Source organism: Achromobacter sp. EB05 (assembly GCF_044232075.1).
GTDB lineage: Bacteria > Pseudomonadota > Gammaproteobacteria > Burkholderiales > Burkholderiaceae_B > Achromobacter > Achromobacter dolens.
Genome location: NZ_CP155917.1, coordinates 3,528,046 through 3,547,756, shown reverse-complemented (window position 1 = coordinate 3,547,756; position 19,711 = coordinate 3,528,046). Strand labels below are relative to the sequence as shown.

Below are 19,711 nucleotides of genomic sequence, written 5' to 3'. Positions count from 1 at the left end.
CGATCCATGCGCCCGGGCCCTGCGGCCGGCGATCAATGCGCCTGGGTCCGCACCCGCGTCATCGGCGCCGTCTCGGGCCGCGCCAGCAAGGCGTAGACCAGCACGGCCAGCGCCAGCGCGAATCCGGCCAGCGCGTACAGCACCTGTCCGAAGGCCTGGTCGTAGGCATGGCGCAGCAGGTCGCCGGCGCCGGACAGCAGCGCGCCTGCTTCGTCCAGTTGTCCGAGGGCGGCGCGGTTGGCGGCCTGCAGCAGGGCCGGAGCGCCCGCGTCGGGCAGGGCGGCGGCCTGGGCGTGGATCAGGGTGGCCAGCAGGGCGCTGAGAACGGCAATGGCCACCCCATCCGCGGATACGCGCACGGTATTGAAGATGCCGGTGGCCATGCCGACCCGCTCGTGCTCCACCACGCTGACCGCCATGGCGTCCATCAGCCCCCAGGGCAGCCCGATGCCGATGCCGATCAGGCTCATCGGCAGCCACAGCCGGTCGGCGTTGCTGCCCAGGTCGCGGGCCAGCCAGGCCAGGCCGATGGCCGCCAGCACCAGGCCGGTGCTGGACAGCGCGGCAGGGCTGAAGCGGCGCGTCAGCAGCGCGGCCAGGAACGGCACCACCAGCAGCGGCGTGGCCAGGCCCATCATCAACTGGCCGGCGCGCAGCGCGCTGTGGCCATCGATGCCGATGAAGCGGCTGGGCAGGAGAGCGATCAGCGCAATGAACAGGAACGCCGGGGAGGCCGCCAGCGCCTGCACGCCGACAAAGCGCGGGCGGCGGAACAGCGACAGGTCCAGCATCGGATGCGTGGCGCGGGTTTCCGCGAGGATGAAGGCGATGCCCAGCAGCGCCGAGGCCAGCAGCGAGCCAGCCACCGCGGGATCGGTCCAGCCGTTTTCGGGGGCCAGCAGCATGCCATAGGTGAACAGCCCCAGCGCACCGGTGAAGCTGAGCGCGCCGCGCCAGTCGAAGCGGCCGCCGGCCGCGCCCGGGGTGGCGCGCACGCTGGCCGCGACCAGCGCCAGCCCGCCCAGCCCGACCAGTCCGGTGCCGTGGAACACCCAGCGCCAGCCGGCCGTCTGCACCAGCCAGCCGGAGATCAGCGGTCCGAACGACAGGCCGATGCCGAAAGTGGTGCCCAAGAGGCTGAAGGCGCGGGCGCGAGCGGCGCCATGGAACAGCGGCGCCAGCGACGACATGGCCGCGGCGAACGCCGCGGCGCCGCCCACGCCCTGCATCAGTCGCAGGAAGTCGATCCAGCCGGCCGACGGCGCCCAGGCGATGGGAAAGGTGAAGGCGCAGAACCAGGCCAGTCCGCCCAGCCAGACGCGGCGCGGGCCATACAGGTCGGTGAGGCTGCCGGACACCATGATGACGCTGCCGTAGGCCAGGATGTAGCCGTTGAGGATCCAGTTAAGTTGCACGGAGGTGCCGCCCAGCGCCTGGCTGATCGACGGCAGGACCACCGCCGGGCCGGTGAAGCACAGGGGAATGAGCACGGCTGTGAGGCAGGCCGCCAGCAGTTGCAGCCAGCGATTGGAGGCGGGAGAGGGATGCGATGGGGTCATGTCGGTATAGCGGCGCGAAGCCGGGTGGGCAAACAGAAAACGGGCGAGCGCGGCGCCCGGGCGGGGCGCCATGGAACGCAATGCCGGCAGGATAGGCAGCCTCTGATAAAAGAAAAATAGGCTAGGATTCCGAATATTCCGGACATTCATGTCCGTATTGAAGGAAATTGGCATGGACAGCCTGAGTGGTATCGGCGTTTTCGTGCTGGTGGCGGACACGCGCAGCTTTGCCGAGGCGGGGCGGGTGCTGGGCGTGTCGCCGTCGGCGGTGGGCAAAAGCGTGGCGCGGATGGAGGCGCACCTGAAAGTGCGGCTGTTCCACCTCAGCACGCGCCACATCACCCTGACCCCGGAGGGCGAGAAATTCCTGGAGCGCTGCCGCCGCATCCTGTGCGAGGTCGAGGCCGCCGAGCTCGAACTGTCGGAGGCCGCCGGCACGCCCAGCGGCCGGCTGCGCGTCAGCCTGCCGCGCTACAGCCGGCTGTTCGAGCCCGCCATCGCCACCTTCATGAAGCAGTATCCGCAGGTGCGGCTGGACCTGGATTTCACCGATCGCATGGTCGACGTGATCGGCGAGGGCTACGATGCCGTGGTGCGCTCCGGCGAGATGCAGGATTCCGGCCTGAAGCGCCGCCGCCTGGGGCCGTTCCGCCGCATCCTGGCGGCCTCGCCCGATTACCTGGCGCGGCATGGCACGCCGCGTCGCGCCGCCGACCTGCTGGGCCATTGCTGCCTGCACTATCGCTATCCCAGCACCGGCAAGCTGGAGCAATGGCCGCTGAAGACGGCGGCCGGCGCGCCCGCGCCCGAATTGCCGCTGACGCTGGTCTGCAACAGCGTCGAGACCCGCATCTTCCTGGCGCTGGGCGGGTTGGGGATCGTCTGCCTGCCGGATTTCACCGTCCGGCAAGAGCTGGCCGCGGGCAAGCTGGTGACGGTGCTGGACGAACGCACCCGGGGCAATGCGACCATGTGGGCGGTGTGGCCCGCCAGCCGCCATCCGTCGCCCAAGCTGCGCGTGTTCGTCGATCATCTGGCGCAGCAGTTGTTTCCCTGAGAGGGGCCTGCCAGGCGAGCCCAAGCCCGGAATTCCCGGCGCCAGGCTCGCCCGCCACAACCGGACTGCCGATCGAAGGCCGCCAGCAGTCCAGCCGTCCAGGCACGAACCCTGGCACCCCGGAGGCGGCCCAGCCGCCGGGCAATCCGCCCCGTTCCTGGCTTGATATATGATGTTCGTCATATTCGCCCTCGACGATGTTTCCCCTTCAGGAGAACCGCGCATGACTTCCGCTTCGACTCCCGCCGGCAGCGCCTCACCGCAACGCGAGCCCAGCCTGGTCGACCAGACCGGCGCCGGCCTGGATGGCCTGGCGCAACTGCGCGCCTTGCTGGCCTCGGGCCGCAAGCCGGGCATCCTGGTGTCGCTGGATTTCGATTTCGTCGAGGCCGAGGAAGGCCTGGCGGTGTTCGCCGGCACGCCCGGCCCGCACGCCTACAACCCCATCGGTACGGTGCATGGCGGCTATGCCGCGACCCTGCTGGACTCGGCCTGCGGCTGCGCGGTGCATTCGCGCCTGTCGGCCGAACAGGCCTACACCACGCTGGAGCTAAAGGTGGCCTATCACAAGGCCATCACGCGTCACAGCGGCCGGCTGCGGGCCGAGGGCAGGGTGCTGTCGTTCGGCCAGCGGGTGGCGTACGCCGAGGCCAAGCTGACCGATGCCGAGGGGCGCCTGCTGGCGTCGGCGACCTCGACGCTGCTGGTGTTCGCGCGGCCGGCGGCCTGACGCGGCGCGGCGAGTCGCGGCGCAGACCGGCGCGGTCGCGGCGGTCTGCGCCGTCCTGAAGGGCGCGGGGCAGCGCATGGCCGCTGCCCGCGCGGCATGGCCCGGCTCTTGCCGCGCTTGCGCGCCTGGCTGGCGTAGTATCGTCGGCCTGCAAAGCAAAAAGAGGAGACAACACCATGAATGCAGCCATCCCGGCGGCCGCCGGCAGCCTGGACGATATCGTGGCCATGCCCGCCCACGCGCTGTCGGACGCGATCCGCCAGCGGCGCGTGTCGTGCCGCGAAGTGATGACCGCTTATCTGCGCCATATCGACGCGGTCAACCCCAAGCTCAATGCGCTGGTCGCGCGGCGCGAGCCGCGGGAGCTGCTGCGCGAGGCCGACGAACGCGACGCGCAGTTGGCGGCGGGGCAGTGGCTGGGCTGGCTGCACGGCATGCCGCAGGCGCCCAAGGATCTGACGGCGGTGCGCGGCATGGTGACCTCGATGGGTTCGCTGGTGTTCAAGGACCAGGTGACGGGCCACGACTCCATCGTGGTCGAGCGCATGCGCGCGGCCGGCGCCATTTTCATCGGCCGCACCAACGTGCCGGAGTTCGGGCTGGGCTCGCACACCTACAACCTGGTCTATGGCACCACGGTCAATCCCTATGACGTCTCCAAGAGCGCGGGCGGCAGCAGCGGCGGCGCGGCGGCGGCGCTGGCCGCGCGCATGCTGCCGGTGGCCGATGGCAGCGACTTTGGCGGCTCGCTGCGCAACCCCGCGGCCTTCTGCAACGTGTACGGCATGCGGCCGTCGGCGGGGCGGGTGCCGTTTGGCCCGTCCAGCGAGGTGTTCCTCAAGCAACTGTCGTATGAAGGTCCGATGGGCCGCACGCCGCGCGACGTGGCGCGGATGCTGGCGGTGATGGCGGGGCCCGATGCGCGCGTGCCGCTGTCGCTGGGCGACGATCCGGCCGTATTCGCGCAGCCGCTGGAAGCCGACCTGCGCGGCCGGCGCATCGGCTGGCTGGGCGACTGGAACGACTATCTGGCGATGGAGCCGGGCATCCTGGATCTGTGCGTCCAGGCGCTGGCCGATCTGGGGGCGGCCGGCTGCCAGGTGGACGATTACCGCGTGCCGTTCGACGGCGAGCGGCTTTGGCGCATTTGGCTGGCGCACCGCCATCTGATGGTGGGCGGGCAGTTCCATGCGCTGGTGAACGATCCGCAGACCCGCAAGCTGGTCAAGCCGGCGCTGATCTGGGAGGTCGAGGGGCTGGACGGCATGACCGCGCGACAGGTCTACCAGGCCACCGAGGAGCGCAGCGCCTGGTACCAGGCCGTGCTCGGCATCTTCAAGGAGGTGGACTACCTGGCGGTGCCGTCGGCGCAGGTGTTCCCGTTCGATGCCCAACTGGACTGGCCCCGGCAGATCGCCGGGCGCGCCATGGATACCTACCACCGCTGGATGGAGATCGTCACGCCCTGGACGCTGGCCGGCTGCCCGGTCATCAGCGTGCCCGTGGGGTTCGGCGCCGCCGGGCTGCCGATGGGAATGCAGTTGATCGGGCCGCCGCGCGGCGACCTGGCGGTGCTGCAACTGGCGCGCGCCCATGAGCAGGTGCGCGACTGGGTCCAGGCGCGTCCGCCGCAGGGCTTGTGGGGCTAGGGCGGGCGCCGGCTTGCGGCTGTCCGCTACGCGTTGTCACACGAAAACACAAGCCCGTGTAACCGGGCTTGGCTTTTTCCCGACGAAGCGGGGACGGAATTGCGGGTTTGCCCTGTTTTTCCGTAGCTGACAGGGCTCGCCTTTGCAATAATTGTCGATTATTTCCACATCTGGTCATGAATGGGGCGTCCTCCGGTATGAAGAATCTGACACTACGCGAGCGCATCATCGCCAGCTTCCTGGTGATCCTGGCCATCATGGGCTTGATGGTGGTGGTCGATTACCAGCGGCTGCTGCAGGTCGAGGCCGAGGCCAGGTCGATCAACACCGACGCCGTGCCCGGCATCTACTACAGCACCTCGATCCGCGCCTCCTGGTTCGCCGGGTTCGTGGCGGTGCAGGACGCTTTCAATACCGACACGGAGCAGGAGCGCCGCGCCGCGCTGGCGGCCCTGCCGCGCAGCGACCAGCAGTTGCAGGAGAACATCGACCAGTACCGCCGCACGGTGCTGCGCGGCGAAGACCAGCGCATGTTCGAGGAATTCGAGAAGACGCTGCAGGCCTACATGCGCATCCGGGCGGAGATCCTGGACCCGGCGGTGTCGACCGATCCCGTCCGCGCGCAGGCCAAGATCAAGGCCGACCTGCGTCCGGCGTTCTACCTGGGGCGCGACGTGCTGGCCAACATGGTGGCGGCCAACAAGCAGCAGGCCGATGAATCCGCCATCGGCATCCAGCGGGCGGTGGACAAGGCCGAGGTCGGCATGCTGGCGTCGCTGGGGCTGGCGGTCATCGCCGCGGTGATCTGCGGCATCCTGTTGATGCGCGCCATCGTCAATCCCATGCGCAGCATCGTCAAGACGCTGGAAGCCACCGGCGGCGGCGACCTGACGCGCCGCCTGACGCTGTCGCGCAAGGACGAGTTCAACACGATCGAGAGCGGCTTCAATGGCATGGTCGACGAGCTGACCGGACTGGTCGGCAAGACCCAGCGCTCGGCGGTGCAGGTGGCCACCTCGGTGACCGAGATCGCGGCCACCTCCAAGCAGCAGCAGGCCACCGCGTCGGAAGTGGCGGCTACCACCACCGAGATCGGCGCGACCTCGCGCGAGATATCGGCGACGTCGCGCGAGCTGGTGCGCACCATGACCGAGGTGTCCAACGCCGCCGAGCAGACCGCGTCGCTGGCCGGCAGCGGCCAGGTCGGCCTGGCGCGAATGGAAGATACCATGCGCAACGTGGTCGGCGCGGCCGGCTCGGTCAACGCCAAGCTGGCCATCCTGAACGAGAAGGCCGGCAATATCACGCAAGTGGTCACCACGATCACGAAAGTGGCTGACCAGACCAACCTGCTGTCGCTGAATGCCGCCATCGAAGCCGAAAAGGCCGGCGAATATGGCCGCGGCTTCGTGGTGGTGGCGACCGAGATCCGGCGCCTGGCGGACCAGACCGCCGTGGCCACCTACGACATCGAGCAGATGGTGCGCGAGATCCAGTCGTCGGTGTCGGCCGGCGTGATGGGCATGGACAAGTTCTCGGAGGAGGTGCGGCGCGGCATGGCCGATATGCAGCAGGTGGGAGACCAACTGTCGCAGATCATCCAACAGGTGCAGACGCTGGCGCCGCGGGTGCTGATGGTCAACGAGGGCATGCAGGCGCAGGCCACGGGCGCCGAACAGATCAATCAGGCGCTGCAGCAGTTGAGCGACGCCGCGCAGCAGACGGTGGAATCGCTACGCCAGTCGAGCCTGGCGATCGAGGAACTGACGCTGGTGGCCAACGACCTGCGCAGCGGCGTGTCGCGCTTCAAGGTCTGACGCGCCATGTCCGAGCAGGCCCCGATCCCTTTCGCGGCCGCTGGCGCCACCGCCGGGCGCCGGCTGTACCTGCTGTTCCGCATCGCCGCGGACCGCTATGCGCTGGACGCCGCCGACGTGATCGAGGTGTTGGGCATGCGCACGTTCAAGCAGGTGCCGGGCACGCCGTCCTGGGTGGCCGGCATGTTCGACTGCCGCGGCGTGGCCGTGCCGGCCATCGACCTGAGCGCGCTGGCCGGCGCCGGCGCGGCGACGCTGGTGACCAGCACGCGGCTGGCGCTGGTGCGCTACCGGCCCGCGGGCGCGGCCGATGAACGCCCGCTGGGGCTGATCCTGGAGCAGGCCACCGAGACCGCGCACTATGATCCGGCGGCGTTTCAGCCTTCCGGCCTGGAGACGCCGCAGGCGCGCTACCTGGGGCCGGTGCTGAGCGACGGCCGTGACATGGTGCAGGCGGTGAGGGTGGCCGACCTGTTGCCCGACGCGGTGCGCACGCTGCTGTTCCCGGCGGGAGCGACGTCATACGAAGGAGCCCGGGCATGACAGGGGTGGATGCCTTCAGCGCGGTGCTCAAGCGCAAGATGGGGCTGGACAGCGGCTCCATCGGCAGCGCCGCGATCGAGCGGGCGGTGCGCCACCGCATGCAGGCGGTGGGCAGCGACGACGAGCAGGAATACCTGGCGCGCCTGCAGACCTCGCCGGCCGAGATGCAACAGTTGATCGAGGCGGTGATCGTGCCGGAGACCTGGTTCTTCCGCTATCCGGAATCGCAGGCGGCAATGGCGACGCTGGCGCGCGAGCGCCTGTTCGCCCCGGGGGCCGAGGCGCGCGCGCTGCGCGTGCTGAGCGTGCCCTGTTCCAGCGGCGAAGAGCCGTATTCCATCGCCATGGCGCTGCTCGACGCGGGGGTGCCGCCCGCCCGCTTCCAGATCGACGCGGTGGACATCAGCGAACGCATGGTCGAGTTTGCCCGGCGCGGCTGTTATGGCCGCAATTCGTTCCGGGGCGACAACCTGTCATATCGCGACCGCTACTTCACCGAGACCGCCGACGGCCACCAACTGGCCGACGCGGTGATGGCGCGGGTGCGTTTTCTGTCGGGCAACCTGTTCGACGCGCATCTGCTGCCGAACGTGCCGCCCTACGATTTCGTGTTCTGCCGCAATCTGCTGATCTACTTCGACGCCGCCACGCAGGAGCGGGCGGTGGCGCTGCTCAAGGGCTTCGCGCGCCGCGACGGCGTGCTGTTCGTGGGGCCGGCCGAGACCAGTCTGATGACCGGGCGGCGCCTGCCGGCGGTGCCGCTGGCGCGCGCCTTCGCCTTCCACGCCGAACCGGCGGAACCGGCGGCGGCCTGGACGCCGCCCGCGCCTCGGTCGCTGGCGGGGCAGATGCCTGCCGCTGCATCGGGCCACGCATCCGCCCGCCTGCCGACGCAAATACCGGCTCCAACGCCGCCTCGGATGTCGACCTCATCGCCGGGCGCCCAGGCGCCGGCAGCAGGCGCGCGCGCCGCCGCGCCGTCGCCGTCCGCGTCACGCCCGTCGCCCGCCGGCTTGCCGGCCGGCGCGGATATCAAGGCCGCCTTGCGCGCCATCGCGGTGTTGGCCGACCAGGGGCGGGTGCAGGAAGCCATGGCCCGGTGCCGAGCCCACCTTGCCGAGCATGGCGCCAGCGCCGAAGCGCTGTACCTGCTGGGCCTGCTGCAGGACGCGGGCGGCGACACGCGCCAGGCCCAGGCGGCCTATCGCAAGGCGCTGTACCTGGACCCGACCCATCGCGAGGCGCTGCTGCACCTGGCCGCGCTGGTCGAATCCGAGGGCGACGCGGAAGGCGCCCGCCGACTGCAGGCGCGCGCCGCGCGCCAGGAGGCCCGCCGTGAGTGATTTCCTGGCCAGCCTGGCGCAAGTGGACGACTGCTGGAACCGTATCGGCAGCCGCGGCGACAAGCGCTGCGAGCGCCTGCCCGAGTACGTCCATTGCCGCAATTGTCCGGTGTATGCCGGCGCGGCCAAGCGCATCCTCGACCGCCTGCCGCCGCAGATCGACACGCCGGAGGACGGCGCGGCGCCCAAGGTCCAGGCGCGATTGTCGTCGCTGCTGGTGTTCCGCCTGCAGGGCGAATGGCTGGGCCTGCCGACCAGGACGCTGGATGAGGTGGCCGGCACCCGCGCCATCCTGTCGCTGCCGCACCGGCGCGACCCCGCGGTGCTGGGCGTGACGAACGTGCGCGGCACGCTCACGGTCTGCGTCTCGCTGGTTCGTCTGCTGGGCCTGGACGGCGCGGCGGTCGACAACGGCCGCGAGCGGCCCGCCGCGGCGCGCATGCTGATCTTCGGCGGCGCGGGCCGCGCGGTGGTGCTGCCGGTCGATGAAGTGGAAGGCATCCACAGCGTGGACCTGGAGGCGCTGGAAACGCTGCCGGCCACGCTCGAGGGGGCCAGCCTGAAGTATTCGCGCGGGGTCGTTCGTTGCGGCGCCCGCAGTGTCGGGGTGCTGGACGAGACCCTGTTGATGCAAGCATTGGAACGGAGCCTGGCGTGAACCCGGACCAGATGCGCGATGCCTCCCTGCTGGAGCTGTTCCAGTTGGAAACCCGCAACCAGGTGCAAGTGCTGAACAACGGCCTGTTGGCGTTGGAACACGATCCGACCTCGGCCGCGCAGCTCGAGGCCTGCATGCGCGCGGCCCATTCGCTCAAGGGCGCGGCCCGCATCGTCGATCTGCATCCGGCGGTGCGCATCGCGCACGCCATGGAAGACTGCCTGGTGGCGGCGCAGGAAGGGCGCCTGCGGCTGCAGGCCGCCGACATCGACGCGCTGCTGCAAGGCACGGACCTGCTGCAACGGGTCGCCACGCCCGGCGCCGAGCTGGGCGACGCCATCGACGAGCTGGTGGCGCGGCTGTCCAATGCCCCCAATGCACCGCCGGCCGCGCCGGTGGTCGAGCGCGCGCCCAAGCCTTCGGATTTCCTGCCGCCGATCCACCAGCCCGACGATCCGCCGCCGGCGCCGCCGCCCGGACGCCGCAGTTCCGACCAGGCGCTGGGCGAGGGCGAGCGGGTGCTGCGCGTCACGGCCGACACGCTCAACAGACTGCTCGGCCTGTCCAGCGAGACGCTGGTCGAATCGCACTGGATCGCGCCGTTCAGCGCTTCGATGCTGCGGCTGCGGCGCCTGCAATCGGGCGCCAGCCAGGCCCTGGACAGCCTGCGCGCGGCGCTGGCCGGCGTGCAGGTGGACGCCCGTGGCCAGGCCGCGCTGGACGACGCGCAGCGCATCGTCCAGGCCTGCCAGCAGGAGCTGATCCAGCGCGCCGGCGAGGTCGACGAGTTCGGTTGGCGCATGGGCCATCTGGCGCAGCGCCTGTACGACACCGCGCTGGCCTGCCGCATGCGGCCGTTCGGCGACGGCCTGGGCGGCATGGCGCGCATGGTGCGCGACCTGGGCCGCTCGCTGGGCAAGCAGGTGCGCCTGGAGATCGAGGGCGATTCGACCCAGGTGGACCGCGACATCCTCGACAAGCTGGACGCGCCGCTGATGCACCTGTTGCGCAACGCGGTGGATCACGGCATCGAGATGCCGATGGACCGGCTCGACGCCGGCAAGCCCGCCGAAGGCCGCATCCGGCTGTCGGCGCGCCATGCCGCCGGCATGCTGCTGATCGAATTGAGCGACGACGGCGCGGGCATCTCGCTGGACCGTCTGCGGGTCGAGGTGGTGCAGCGCAAGCTGACCAACGCCGAGACCGCCGCCCGCCTGAGCGAGGCCGAGCTGCTGGAATTCCTGTTCCTGTCCGGCTTCAGCACGCGCGGCGAGGTCACCGAGATCTCGGGCCGTGGGGTCGGGCTGGACGTGGTGCAGACCATGGTGCGGCAACTGCGCGGCGCGGTGCGCATTCACCAGCAGACCGGGCAGGGCACGCGCTTCGTGCTGGAGATGCCGCTGTCGCTGTCGGTGGTGCGCAGCCTGCTGGTCGAGGTGCAGGGCGATATCTACGCGTTTCCGCTGGCCTACGTCAGCCACGCCTTGCAGGTGCGGGCCCAGGACATCGAGCAACTCGAAGGACACCAGCATTTCCGCTTCATGGACCGCCAGATCGGCCTCGTGTCGGCGCGCCAGATCCTGCATTCCGGCGAGCCGGCGCCGGCCGCCGAGACGCTGCCGGTGGTGGTGGTGGGCGACCATGACCGGCTCTACGGGATCGCCGTGGACCGCTACGTGGGCGAGCGCACGCTGGTGGTGCAGCCGCTCGATCCGCGCCTGGGCAAGGTGCAGGACGTGATGGCCGGCTCGCTGATGGACGACGGCACGCCGCTGTTGATCCTGGACGTCGAGGACATGCTGCTGTCGGTGCAGAAGCTGGTCGAGGGCGGCCGCCTTGCCAGGGTGGACGGCGGCGGTCCGGTGGCGCAGGCGCGCCGCCGCAAGCGCGTGCTGGTGGTGGACGATTCGCTGACGGTGCGCGAGCTGGAACGCAAGCTGCTGCTGAACCGGGGGTTCGAGGTGGCGGTGGCGGTGGACGGCATGGACGGCTGGAACATGCTGCGCAACGAGGCCTTCGACCTGGTCGTGACCGACGTCGACATGCCGCGGATGGACGGCATCGAGCTGGTGTCGCGCATCAAGGCAGATCCCAAGTTGCAAAGCCTGCCGGTGATGGTAGTGTCTTACAAGGATCGCGAGGAAGACAGGCGGCGCGGGCTGGATGCGGGCGCCGACTATTATCTGGCCAAGGGTAGTTTCCACGACGACGCCTTGCTGGACGCCGTGGAAGACCTGATCGGAAAGGCGCGGACGTGAGAATCGGAATCGTCAACGATCTTCAGATGGCGGTGGAAACCCTCAGGCGCGTCATCGCGCTGGAACCGGGGCTGGAAGTGGCGTGGGTCGCTTCCAATGGCCAGGAGGCCGTCGAACAGTGCGCCCTGGACCGGCCCGACGTGGTGCTGATGGACCTCATCATGCCGGTCATGGACGGGGTCGAGGCCACCCGCCGCATCATGGCTGAATCGCCCTGCGCCATCGTGGTGGTCACGGTTGACGTGGCGCGCCATACCGCGCGGGTGTTCGACGCCATGGGCTATGGCGCGCTGGACGCCGCCGACACGCCGGTGGTGGGCGGGGCCGACCTGCGCAGCGCGGCCGCGCCGCTGCTGCGCAAGATCCGCAATATCGGCTGGCTGATCGGCCGCTATGGCGCCAATCGCACCGCGCTCAGCCCGGTGCCCCGGGCCGCCGCGCACGCCGACCCGTCGCAGGGCCTGCTGGTGATCGGCGCGTCGGCCGGCGGTCCCTCGACGCTGGCGCAACTGCTGCGCGACATCCCGGTCGGCTTTCCCGCCGGCATCGTGCTGGTGCAGCACGTGGACGCCTCGTTCGCGGCCGGCATGGCGGACTGGCTCAACGACCAGATCGCCCTGCCTGTGCGGCTGGTGCGCGAAGGCGAACGGCCGGCGCCGGGGCAGGTGCTGCTGGCCGGCACCGACGACCATCTGCACCTGCTGGCCGATGGTACGCTGCGTTACACCGAGAATCCTAAAGAAAGCCTGTACCGACCCTCTATTGATGTATTTTTCCATAGCGTCGCGCAGCACTGGCGCGGCCTGGCCGTGGGCGTGCTGCTGACGGGCATGGGGCAGGACGGGGCGCGCGGCCTGAAGGCGCTGCGCGAGCGCGGCTGCCTGACCATCGCCCAGGATCAGGCCACCAGCGCGGTCTATGGCATGCCCAAGGCGGCCGCCGCCATGCAGGCCGCCGTTGAAATCCGTCCGTTGGACACGATCGCACCCCGCTTGATCCAGGCGTTTGCCTGAGCCGGCGGACAAAGTAGAAATCAAGGAAGACGCTATGCACCCTCCCATTGACAGCCCGGCCTCGGCCGACCTGAACTCGCACGCGGCCATGGTGCTGTTGGTGGACGATCAGGTCATGGTTGGCGAGGCCATCCGCCGGGCCCTGGCGATGGAGGGCAACATCGACTTCCACTATTGCTCGGATCCGTACAAGGCGCTGACCGTCGCGGTGCAGACGCGGCCCACCGTGATCCTGCAGGATCTGGTGTTGCCGGGCGTGGACGGCCTGAGCCTGGTGCAGGAATACCGCAACCATCCGGTCACGCGCGACATTCCCATCATCGTGCTGTCGACCAAGGAAGATCCGGCCATCAAGAGCGCGGCGTTCGCCGCCGGCGCCAACGACTACCTGGTGAAGCTGCCCGATTCGATCGAACTGGTCGCGCGCATCCGCTACCACTCGCGCTCGTACCTGGCGCTGGTGCAGCGCGACGAAGCCTACCAGGCGCTGCGCCAGAGCCAGCAGCAGTTGCTGGAAAGCAATATGGAGCTGCGCCGCCTGACCAATTCCGACGGCCTGACCGGGCTGGGCAACCGCCGCTATTTCGACGAATACCTCAACGCCGAATGGCTGCGCGCGCGCCGCGATGGCCGTGAAATCAGCATGCTGATGATCGACGTGGACCATTTCAAGTCCTACAACGACACCTATGGCCACATCGCCGGCGACGAGGCGCTCAAGCGCGTGGCCAACACCATCTTCGCCAGTTGCGACCGCTCCACCGACCTGGCCGCGCGGTTTGGCGGCGAGGAATTCGCGCTCGTGCTGCCGGGCACGCCGGCGGGCAGCGCGCGCCTGGCCGCCGAGAAGCTGCGCCGCGCCGTCGAGGCCATGCAGATTCCGCAGAAGGACACCAACGGCGGCCCCTGGTTGACCGTCAGCATCGGCACCGCCACCGCCGTGCCGGCCGCCGACCAGCCGTGCACCGACCTGATCCAGGTGGCCGATCGCGGCCTCTATCAGGCCAAGAACCAGGGCCGCAACCGCGTGGTGCAGGGACCGATGCCGTCCGCCGCGGATACGCCCGACGCTTCCTGACACGCCTTGCGATTGGGGTTTCTCGACCGCGGATCCGCATCACAGGTGCAGCTTGGTCGACGACTTCACTTCGTGCATCGACAGCGTGCTGAGCAGTTCCTTCACGCCGGGCAGCGTGCGCAGCCGGTTGCGCACGAATTCGGAATAGGCGTCGAAGTCGCGCGCCACGATGTGCAGCAGGTAGTCGTGCTGGCCGGTGGTGTTGTGGCAGGCCAGCACTTCGGGCATGGCGGCCACCGCCGCCTCGAACGCGTGGCAGGTTTTCTCGGTGTGGTTGTCCAGCGAGATGCTGACGAACGCCACCACGCCCATGCCGAGCGCGCGGCGGTCGAGGATGGCCTGGTAGCCGCGGATGACGCCCGAACTTTCCAGGCGCTTGAGGCGCTTCCAGCAGGGCGAGGCCGACAGCGACACGCGCTCGGCCAGTTCGGCGTTGGAGAGGCGGCCATCTTCTTGAAGGATTTTCATGATTTTCCAATCGATCGCGTCAAGTTGATGTAACAAGGCAGTCTCTTTCATGGTTTCAATGCTGTGGGAAACGATATTTCCCATTATCCGATTCCTGAAGCAGAAATGGAAAGAATATTGTGGCCGGACGCGCCCATACTCGCTGCATGCCCTGGCCGGCGGCGCTATCGTGTCCCAATCCGTGATATCGCCGTCAGGTAGGCCGCACTTCCCCCATCGAGAGAGGCACGCCATGAGTTATTCCAGCTATCACAAGAAAGACATCTCCGGCCGTCCGCTGCACGCCGAAACGCAGATGATGTCGTACGGCTTCGATCCGTTCCTGTCCGAGGGCGCGGTCAAGCCGCCGGTGTTCCTCACCTCGACCTTCGCCTTCCGTTCGGCCGAGGACGGCGCCGAGTTCTTCGACCTGGTGTCGGGCCGCAAGCCGCTGCCGCAGGGCGAGTCGGCCGGGCTGGTTTACAGCCGCTTCAATCATCCCAACCTGGAAATCGTCGAAGACCGCTTGTCGCTGCTGGACGGCTCGGAAGATGCCGCGGTGACCTCCAGCGGCATGTCGGCGATCAGCGCGGTGTTCCTGGCGTTCCTGCGCCCGGGCGACCAACTGGTGCAGTCGGTGCCGCTGTATGGCGGCACCGAGACGTTGATCGCGAAGATCTTCCCGGAATGGGGCATCGGCTCGCACCCGATCCACGACGGCCTGTCGGCGCAAAGCATGCGCGAGGCGCTGGAAGCGGCCGCGGCCAAGGGGCCGGTCAAGCTGTTCTATGTGGAAACGCCGGCCAATCCGACCAACGCGCTGATCGACTTCCAGGCCATGAAGGCCGAGCTCGACGCGTTCGCCGCGCGCCACGGCTACCGCCCGATATCGGTGTGCGACAACACGCTGCTGGGCCCGATCTTCCAGAAGCCGGCCGAGCATGGCGTGGACCTGTGCGTGTATTCGCTGACCAAGTACGTGGGCGGCCACAGCGACCTGGTGGCTGGCGCGGTCACTGGCGCCAAGGACCTGATCAAGAAGGTGCGGGCCATTCGCAGCGCCTTCGGCTCGCAGCTCGATCCGCATTCGTGCTGGATGATCACGCGCTCGATGGAGACCGTGGTGCTGCGCATGAAGCAGGCCGCGCGCAGCGCCACCCGCGTGGCGCAGTGGCTGGCCGGCAATCCGCACGAGAAGGTGCGCATCTATCACCCCGAGACCATCGCCGACGAAACCTATCAGGCGGTCTACAAGCGCCAGTGCGCCGGCCCGGGCTCGACCTTCGCCTTCGTGCTCGACGGCGGCCGCGCCAAGGCGTTCCGCTTCATCAATGCGCTGCGGCTGTTCAAGTCGGCGGTGAGCCTGGGCGGCACCGAATCGCTGGTGTGCCATCCGGCCTCGACCACCCACTCGGGCGTGCCGGCGGCCGAGCGCGACGCGGCGGGGGTGTCCGAAGGGCTGATCCGCATTTCCATTGGCCTGGAGCACGAGGAAGACCTCATCGCCGACATGGACCAGGCCATGCGCAGCGTGGCCTGAGGCGCGGCGGCGGGCGGCGTCAGACCGTTTCGGGCGGCCAGTCGACGCGCGCGGGCGCCAGCGCGTCGCGCAGCGCCGCCAGGTCGGCGGGCGTGTCCAGGTCGGTGACGTAGGCGCGGTTGGCGCTGTCGAAGACGGCATGGCGCCCGCTGCGCGGGTCCAGCCATTGGCGCAAGCCGACGCCGGCCGGCAGCGCGTCGGCGGCGCGCGCCGCGGCGGCCGACAGCAGCAGCGGATGGCCGGGCGCGCCGGCGATGCGCGGACGCAGGCTGTCGGTGCCCGGCGCGCAGGCGCGCCATTGCGCCAGCAGGTCGGCGATGGCGCTCGCGTCGAGCAGGGGCAGGTCGGCCAGCACCAGCAGCAGGTCATGGTCGGGATGGGCGCGGGCGTGTTCGCGCAGCGCCAGGCGCTGCGAGTCGGCGAGCGTGGCGTCCGGCCGCGCCTGAGCCAGCGGCGTGATCGCGGCGCGTCGCGCCAGCGGCGCCAGGACGTCCGCGTAGGGGCCGATGACGACGCGCACCGGCGCGACGCCCGCCTCGCGCAGGCTGCGGGCCAGCCGTTCCAGCAGGCTCACCCCGTCGATGCGCAGCGCCGGCTTGGCGCGGCCGCCCAGCCGCGATCCCCGCCCGGCGGCGAGGATGATGGCGGCGATCGGGGCGGGCATGACGCGATCAGGTGGAGCAGGCGCCGGCCAGGTCGACGGGGGCCATCCGGACGCCGTCGCGCGTCTTGCCGGCGGCCACGCTGTCGAGCGCGCCGTGCGCCACGCCGTTCTTGGCGGCGACGATCTCGGCCATGATGGAGAGCGCGATCTCGGCGGGCGTCTTGCTGCCGATGTAAACGCCGGCGGGGCCGCACAATCGCGCCAGGTCGGGGGCGCTCAAGTCGAAATGCTCGCGCAGCCGCGCCCGGCGCGCGTCGCTGTTGCGGCGCGAGCCGATCGCGCCGACGTAGAACGCTTGCGACTGCAGAGCGTCGATCAGCGCCAGGTCGTCGAGCTTGGGATCGTGGCTCAGCGCGATGACGGCGGTGCGGCGGTCGGGCCGCAGGCGCAGGATCAGGTCGTCGGGCATCTCGCGGCTGTGAACCGCGCCCGGCATCGTCCAGGCTGGCGACTGGGTATCGCGCGGATCGCACACGATGACCTCGAAGCCCAGCGTCAGCGCGATCTGGCACAGGTAGGCGCTGGTGTCGCCGGCGCCGATCACGATCAGCCGCACCGACGGGCCGAAATACGAGGTGAAGGTGGCGGCCGTCAGGCGCGGCAGGCCGTCGGCGGGGCCGGGGCGCAGGCTGACGGCGCCGGTGGCCAGGTCCAGTTCGCGCTCGATGCAGTCGCGGCGCAGGCAGTGTTCCAGCAACGCGGGCAACTGGCTGGCGGGGCCGATGGCCTCCATCACCAATTCCAGGGTGCCGCCACAGGGCAGGCCGAACTGGCGCGCCTGGTCGGCGTGCACGCCGTAGCGCAGCACCTCGGGCCGCGCCGCCGGGGCCGCGCCGGCGCGCACCCGCGCCACCAGATCGTCCTCGATGCAGCCGCCGGACACCGAGCCCGCGACCTCGCCGCGGGCGTTCAGGGCCATCAGCGCGCCCGGCGGCCGCGGCGCCGAGCCCCACGTGCGCGCCACGGTGACGAGCCATGCGGGCACGCCGTCACACTGCCATTGCGCGGCCTGCTGCAGGACCAAGGTGTCGATATCAATCATGCGGACCTCGGGGAGCGGTCTGGATGGGCGAGGACGGCGCGCACCACGTCGGGGGTGAAGGGCGCCTGGTGGAAGCGCCTGCCGGTGGCGTCGAACAGGGCGTTGGCGATGGCCGCCGGGCCGGGGACCGAGGCGGATTCGCCGGCGCCCATGGGCGGCTGGTCCTGGCGCGGCATGAGCAGCACGTCGATGGGCGGCAGGTCCTTGAAACCGATGATGGGATAGCCGCCCCATTCGCGGCTGGCCACGCCGGCCGCGTCGAACTGCACGCGCTCGAGCAGGCAGCGGCTCAGGGTCTGGTTGATGTTGCCATGGATCTGGTGGCGCACGCCATCGGGGTTGACGATCATGCCGGTGTCCTGGCCGACGACCACGCGCGAGAGGATGATGCGGCCGCTGACGGGGTCCACGCTCAGATCGATGATCCAGGCGGCCCAGGCGGCGCCGAAGCCGGGGAACTTGCTGTGCACGTAGCGCGCGTAGGCCACGCCACGGCCATGCAGGCGGCCGTCGGCATCGGGCGTGCCGCGGCTGCCGGGCGTTCGTTCACGCCAGCCGGCGCGCGCCGCGGTCGCCTCCAGCAGCGCGATGGCGCGCGTGTCGTCCAGGTGCCTGAGCCGGAACGCGACCGGGTCGGCCCCGGCCGCCTCGGCCAGCTCGTCGATCATGCAGTCGTGCGCGAACGAGCTGGGCAGCGCCGAGACGCCGCGCAGCCACGAGGCGCGCACCAGCGGCGCGGTGTCGTGGCAGACGATGCGCCGGCTGGCATAGCGGTAGGGCGGCACCGCGGTGCGGTCGCCCATTTCCAGCACGCGCGGCTCGCCCGGCACGGCGCCGGTCAGCAGCAGCGCCAGCAGCGGCGCGTCGTTGGACGGATAGCGCACCTCGAAGTCATAGGCCAGCAACTGGCCCTCGTCGTCCAGCGCGGCGGCCACGTCCATGAGTTGGCCCGTGCCCTTGGGTTCCCACTGGTGTTCCTGGTCGCGCATCAGTTGCACCCGCACCGGCGTACCGACGGCGGCCGACAGCAGCGCGGCGTCGGCGCAGACGTCGTCGGCGCAGTTGCGGCCGTAGCAGCCGGCGGCCTCCATGCGGATGATCTCGATGCGGTCCTCGCCCAGCTTGAGCAGGCGGTTCAGGTCGGCGCGCAGCATGTGCGGATTCTGCGTGCCGGCCCACACGGTGAGGCGGCCGTCGCGATGGTCGGCCACCGCGCATGAGGGCCCGATGGACGCGTGCATCTGGTAGGGCCAGACGTAGGTGCGGCGCAGGTGCACGGGGGCGGCGGCACAGGCGGCCTCGACGTCGCCTTCCTCCAGCAGCAGGCGGCGGCGCGCGGGGTTGGCGCGGATGGCGCTGGCCAGGTCGTCGAGCGCGGGCGCGGGCGGCACCGGCTTCCAGCGCACCTTGAGCGCGCGCATGGCGGCTTCGGCCTGTTCCTCGCGGTCGGCCACCACGCCGATGAAATCGCCTTGCACCACCACCTGGATGCGGCCTGGCAGGTGCGCGACGGAATCGCTGTCGACGCTGATCAGGCAGCGGCCGATGAAGTCGCCGGCGTCGCGGCCGGGGTGCGGCGGGCGCACCACGCGGCCGTGGCGCATGCCGGGCACGCGCACGTCGTGCACGAAGCTCAGTTCGCCGGTGGCCTTGGCCGGAATGTCGACGCGCGCGACCGCGCTGCCGACCACGGTGTAGTCGCGGGCCGGCTTGAGCCGCACCTGGGAATCATCGGTGGCCAGCTCGAGCCGGGTGTGCTGGCCCTGCACCAGTTGACCGTAGTGCAGGGCGCGTTCGTCGCCCGCATCGGCGGGACGCACGACGCCGTCGCGCAGGCGCAGCGTGTCCGCCGCCACGCCCCATTGCCGCGCGGCCCGCGCCAGCAGGCGCTCGCGCGCCTGGGCGGCGGCGCGGCGCAACGGCGCGGCCGAGATCTGGATGCTGGCGCTGGCGATGGTGGGCCCCTGGTTGGGGGTGGCGTTGGTGTGGCCCAGCACCATTTCCAGCCGCGCCATCGGCACGTGCAGTTCCTCGGCCACGATCTGCGCCAGCGCGGTGCGGATGCCGGTGCCCAGGTCGACGTGACCGTTGAAGGCCAGCGCGCGCCAGCCGTCCGGCGCGGCATCATCGGCCAGCACCGCCACGAAGACCTCGGGCGTGTCCTGCACGTAATCCGAAACGACACCCGGCTGCCCGGGCGCCGGACGAGGCGGCGCGGTCGGCGCGCGCACGACCAGCAGCGCGCTGGGGTGGGTCAGCAGCGCGTCGTGCAGCGCGCGGGGATGGGGCAGGTTCATGGGCGAAGGCGATGCG

Annotated in this window: 16 protein-coding genes; 11 read left to right on the top strand and 5 right to left on the bottom strand. The window is 70.2% G+C overall.

The features are described 5' to 3' along the window. Positions 1 to 32: 32 nt before the first annotated feature. Positions 33 to 1,559, bottom strand: coding sequence for an MFS transporter (locus tag AAID08_RS16140; RefSeq protein ID WP_395756615.1), 1,527 nt, complete (start codon positions 1,557 to 1,559; stop codon positions 33 to 35). A gap of 172 nt (positions 1,560 to 1,731) precedes the next feature. Between AAID08_RS16140 and AAID08_RS16135 the strand changes: the two genes are divergently transcribed. From AAID08_RS16135 to AAID08_RS16090, 10 genes are all read left to right on the top strand, one after another. Beyond that, entirely contained in the window at positions 1,732 to 2,616 is an 885-nt protein-coding gene (locus tag AAID08_RS16135; RefSeq protein WP_395756614.1) for a LysR family transcriptional regulator, read from the top strand. Between the two features lie 223 nt (positions 2,617 to 2,839). After that, on the top strand, positions 2,840 to 3,346 hold the full coding sequence (locus AAID08_RS16130) for a PaaI family thioesterase (RefSeq protein WP_054502362.1): 507 nt from the start codon (positions 2,840 to 2,842) through the stop codon (positions 3,344 to 3,346). A gap of 176 nt (positions 3,347 to 3,522) precedes the next feature. Next, entirely contained in the window at positions 3,523 to 4,995 is a 1,473-nt protein-coding gene (locus tag AAID08_RS16125) for an amidase (protein WP_175142725.1), read from the top strand. A gap of 197 nt (positions 4,996 to 5,192) precedes the next feature. Next, a complete protein-coding gene (locus AAID08_RS16120) occupies positions 5,193 to 6,812 on the top strand; it encodes a methyl-accepting chemotaxis protein (RefSeq protein WP_054502364.1) in 1,620 nt (539 codons plus the stop codon). Positions 6,813 to 6,818: 6 nt separating this feature from the next. Then, positions 6,819 to 7,355, top strand: coding sequence for a chemotaxis protein CheW (locus AAID08_RS16115; RefSeq protein WP_064528890.1), 537 nt, complete (start codon positions 6,819 to 6,821; stop codon positions 7,353 to 7,355). Beyond that, positions 7,352 to 8,698, top strand: a complete 1,347-nt coding sequence (locus AAID08_RS16110) for a protein-glutamate O-methyltransferase CheR (RefSeq protein WP_064528892.1) — start codon at positions 7,352 to 7,354, stop codon at positions 8,696 to 8,698. Before AAID08_RS16115 ends, AAID08_RS16110 begins: the two co-directional genes overlap by 4 nt. Next, positions 8,691 to 9,356 carry a chemotaxis protein CheW gene (locus AAID08_RS16105; protein WP_054502367.1) on the top strand — a complete coding sequence of 222 codons (666 nt, stop codon included), beginning with the start codon at positions 8,691 to 8,693 and terminating at the stop codon, positions 9,354 to 9,356. The genes AAID08_RS16110 and AAID08_RS16105 overlap by 8 nt, the downstream gene beginning before the upstream one ends. Next, a complete protein-coding gene (locus tag AAID08_RS16100) occupies positions 9,353 to 11,614 on the top strand; it encodes a hybrid sensor histidine kinase/response regulator (RefSeq protein ID WP_175166881.1) in 2,262 nt (753 codons plus the stop codon). The genes AAID08_RS16105 and AAID08_RS16100 overlap by 4 nt, the downstream gene beginning before the upstream one ends. Further along, positions 11,611 to 12,627, top strand: coding sequence for a chemotaxis response regulator protein-glutamate methylesterase (locus AAID08_RS16095; RefSeq protein WP_054502369.1), 1,017 nt, complete (start codon positions 11,611 to 11,613; stop codon positions 12,625 to 12,627). Before AAID08_RS16100 ends, AAID08_RS16095 begins: the two co-directional genes overlap by 4 nt. Before the next feature lie 34 nt (positions 12,628 to 12,661). After that, positions 12,662 to 13,705 (top strand): PleD family two-component system response regulator, encoded by a 1,044-nt coding sequence (locus AAID08_RS16090; RefSeq protein ID WP_054502370.1) that lies wholly within the window; start codon positions 12,662 to 12,664, stop codon positions 13,703 to 13,705. A gap of 39 nt (positions 13,706 to 13,744) precedes the next feature. On the opposite strand, the gene AAID08_RS16085 is transcribed toward AAID08_RS16090, so the two are convergent. Further along, on the bottom strand, positions 13,745 to 14,173 hold the full coding sequence (locus AAID08_RS16085) for an Lrp/AsnC family transcriptional regulator (RefSeq protein WP_054502371.1): 429 nt from the start codon (positions 14,171 to 14,173) through the stop codon (positions 13,745 to 13,747). 232 nt (positions 14,174 to 14,405) lie between these two features. Here AAID08_RS16085 and AAID08_RS16080 point away from each other — a divergent pair, with 232 nt between their 5' ends. After that, positions 14,406 to 15,692 (top strand): cystathionine gamma-synthase family protein, encoded by a 1,287-nt coding sequence (locus AAID08_RS16080; RefSeq protein ID WP_395756613.1) that lies wholly within the window; start codon positions 14,406 to 14,408, stop codon positions 15,690 to 15,692. Positions 15,693 to 15,711: 19 nt separating this feature from the next. Here AAID08_RS16080 and AAID08_RS16075 read toward each other — a convergent pair whose 3' ends face one another. The 3 genes from AAID08_RS16075 to AAID08_RS16065 are packed head-to-tail and all read right to left on the bottom strand — an operon-like array spanning position 15,712 to position 19,695. Beyond that, the gene (locus tag AAID08_RS16075) at positions 15,712 to 16,356 is read right to left on the bottom strand and encodes an NTP transferase domain-containing protein (protein WP_395756612.1); all 645 of its coding nucleotides are present in this window, start codon (positions 16,354 to 16,356) and stop codon (positions 15,712 to 15,714) included. 7 nt (positions 16,357 to 16,363) lie between these two features. After that, a complete protein-coding gene (locus tag AAID08_RS16070) occupies positions 16,364 to 17,398 on the bottom strand; it encodes an XdhC family protein (RefSeq protein ID WP_336236282.1) in 1,035 nt (344 codons plus the stop codon). After that, positions 17,395 to 19,695 carry a molybdopterin cofactor-binding domain-containing protein gene (locus tag AAID08_RS16065; protein WP_395756611.1) on the bottom strand — a complete coding sequence of 767 codons (2,301 nt, stop codon included), beginning with the start codon at positions 19,693 to 19,695 and terminating at the stop codon, positions 17,395 to 17,397. The genes AAID08_RS16070 and AAID08_RS16065 overlap by 4 nt, the downstream gene beginning before the upstream one ends. Positions 19,696 to 19,711: the final 16 nt, after the last annotated feature.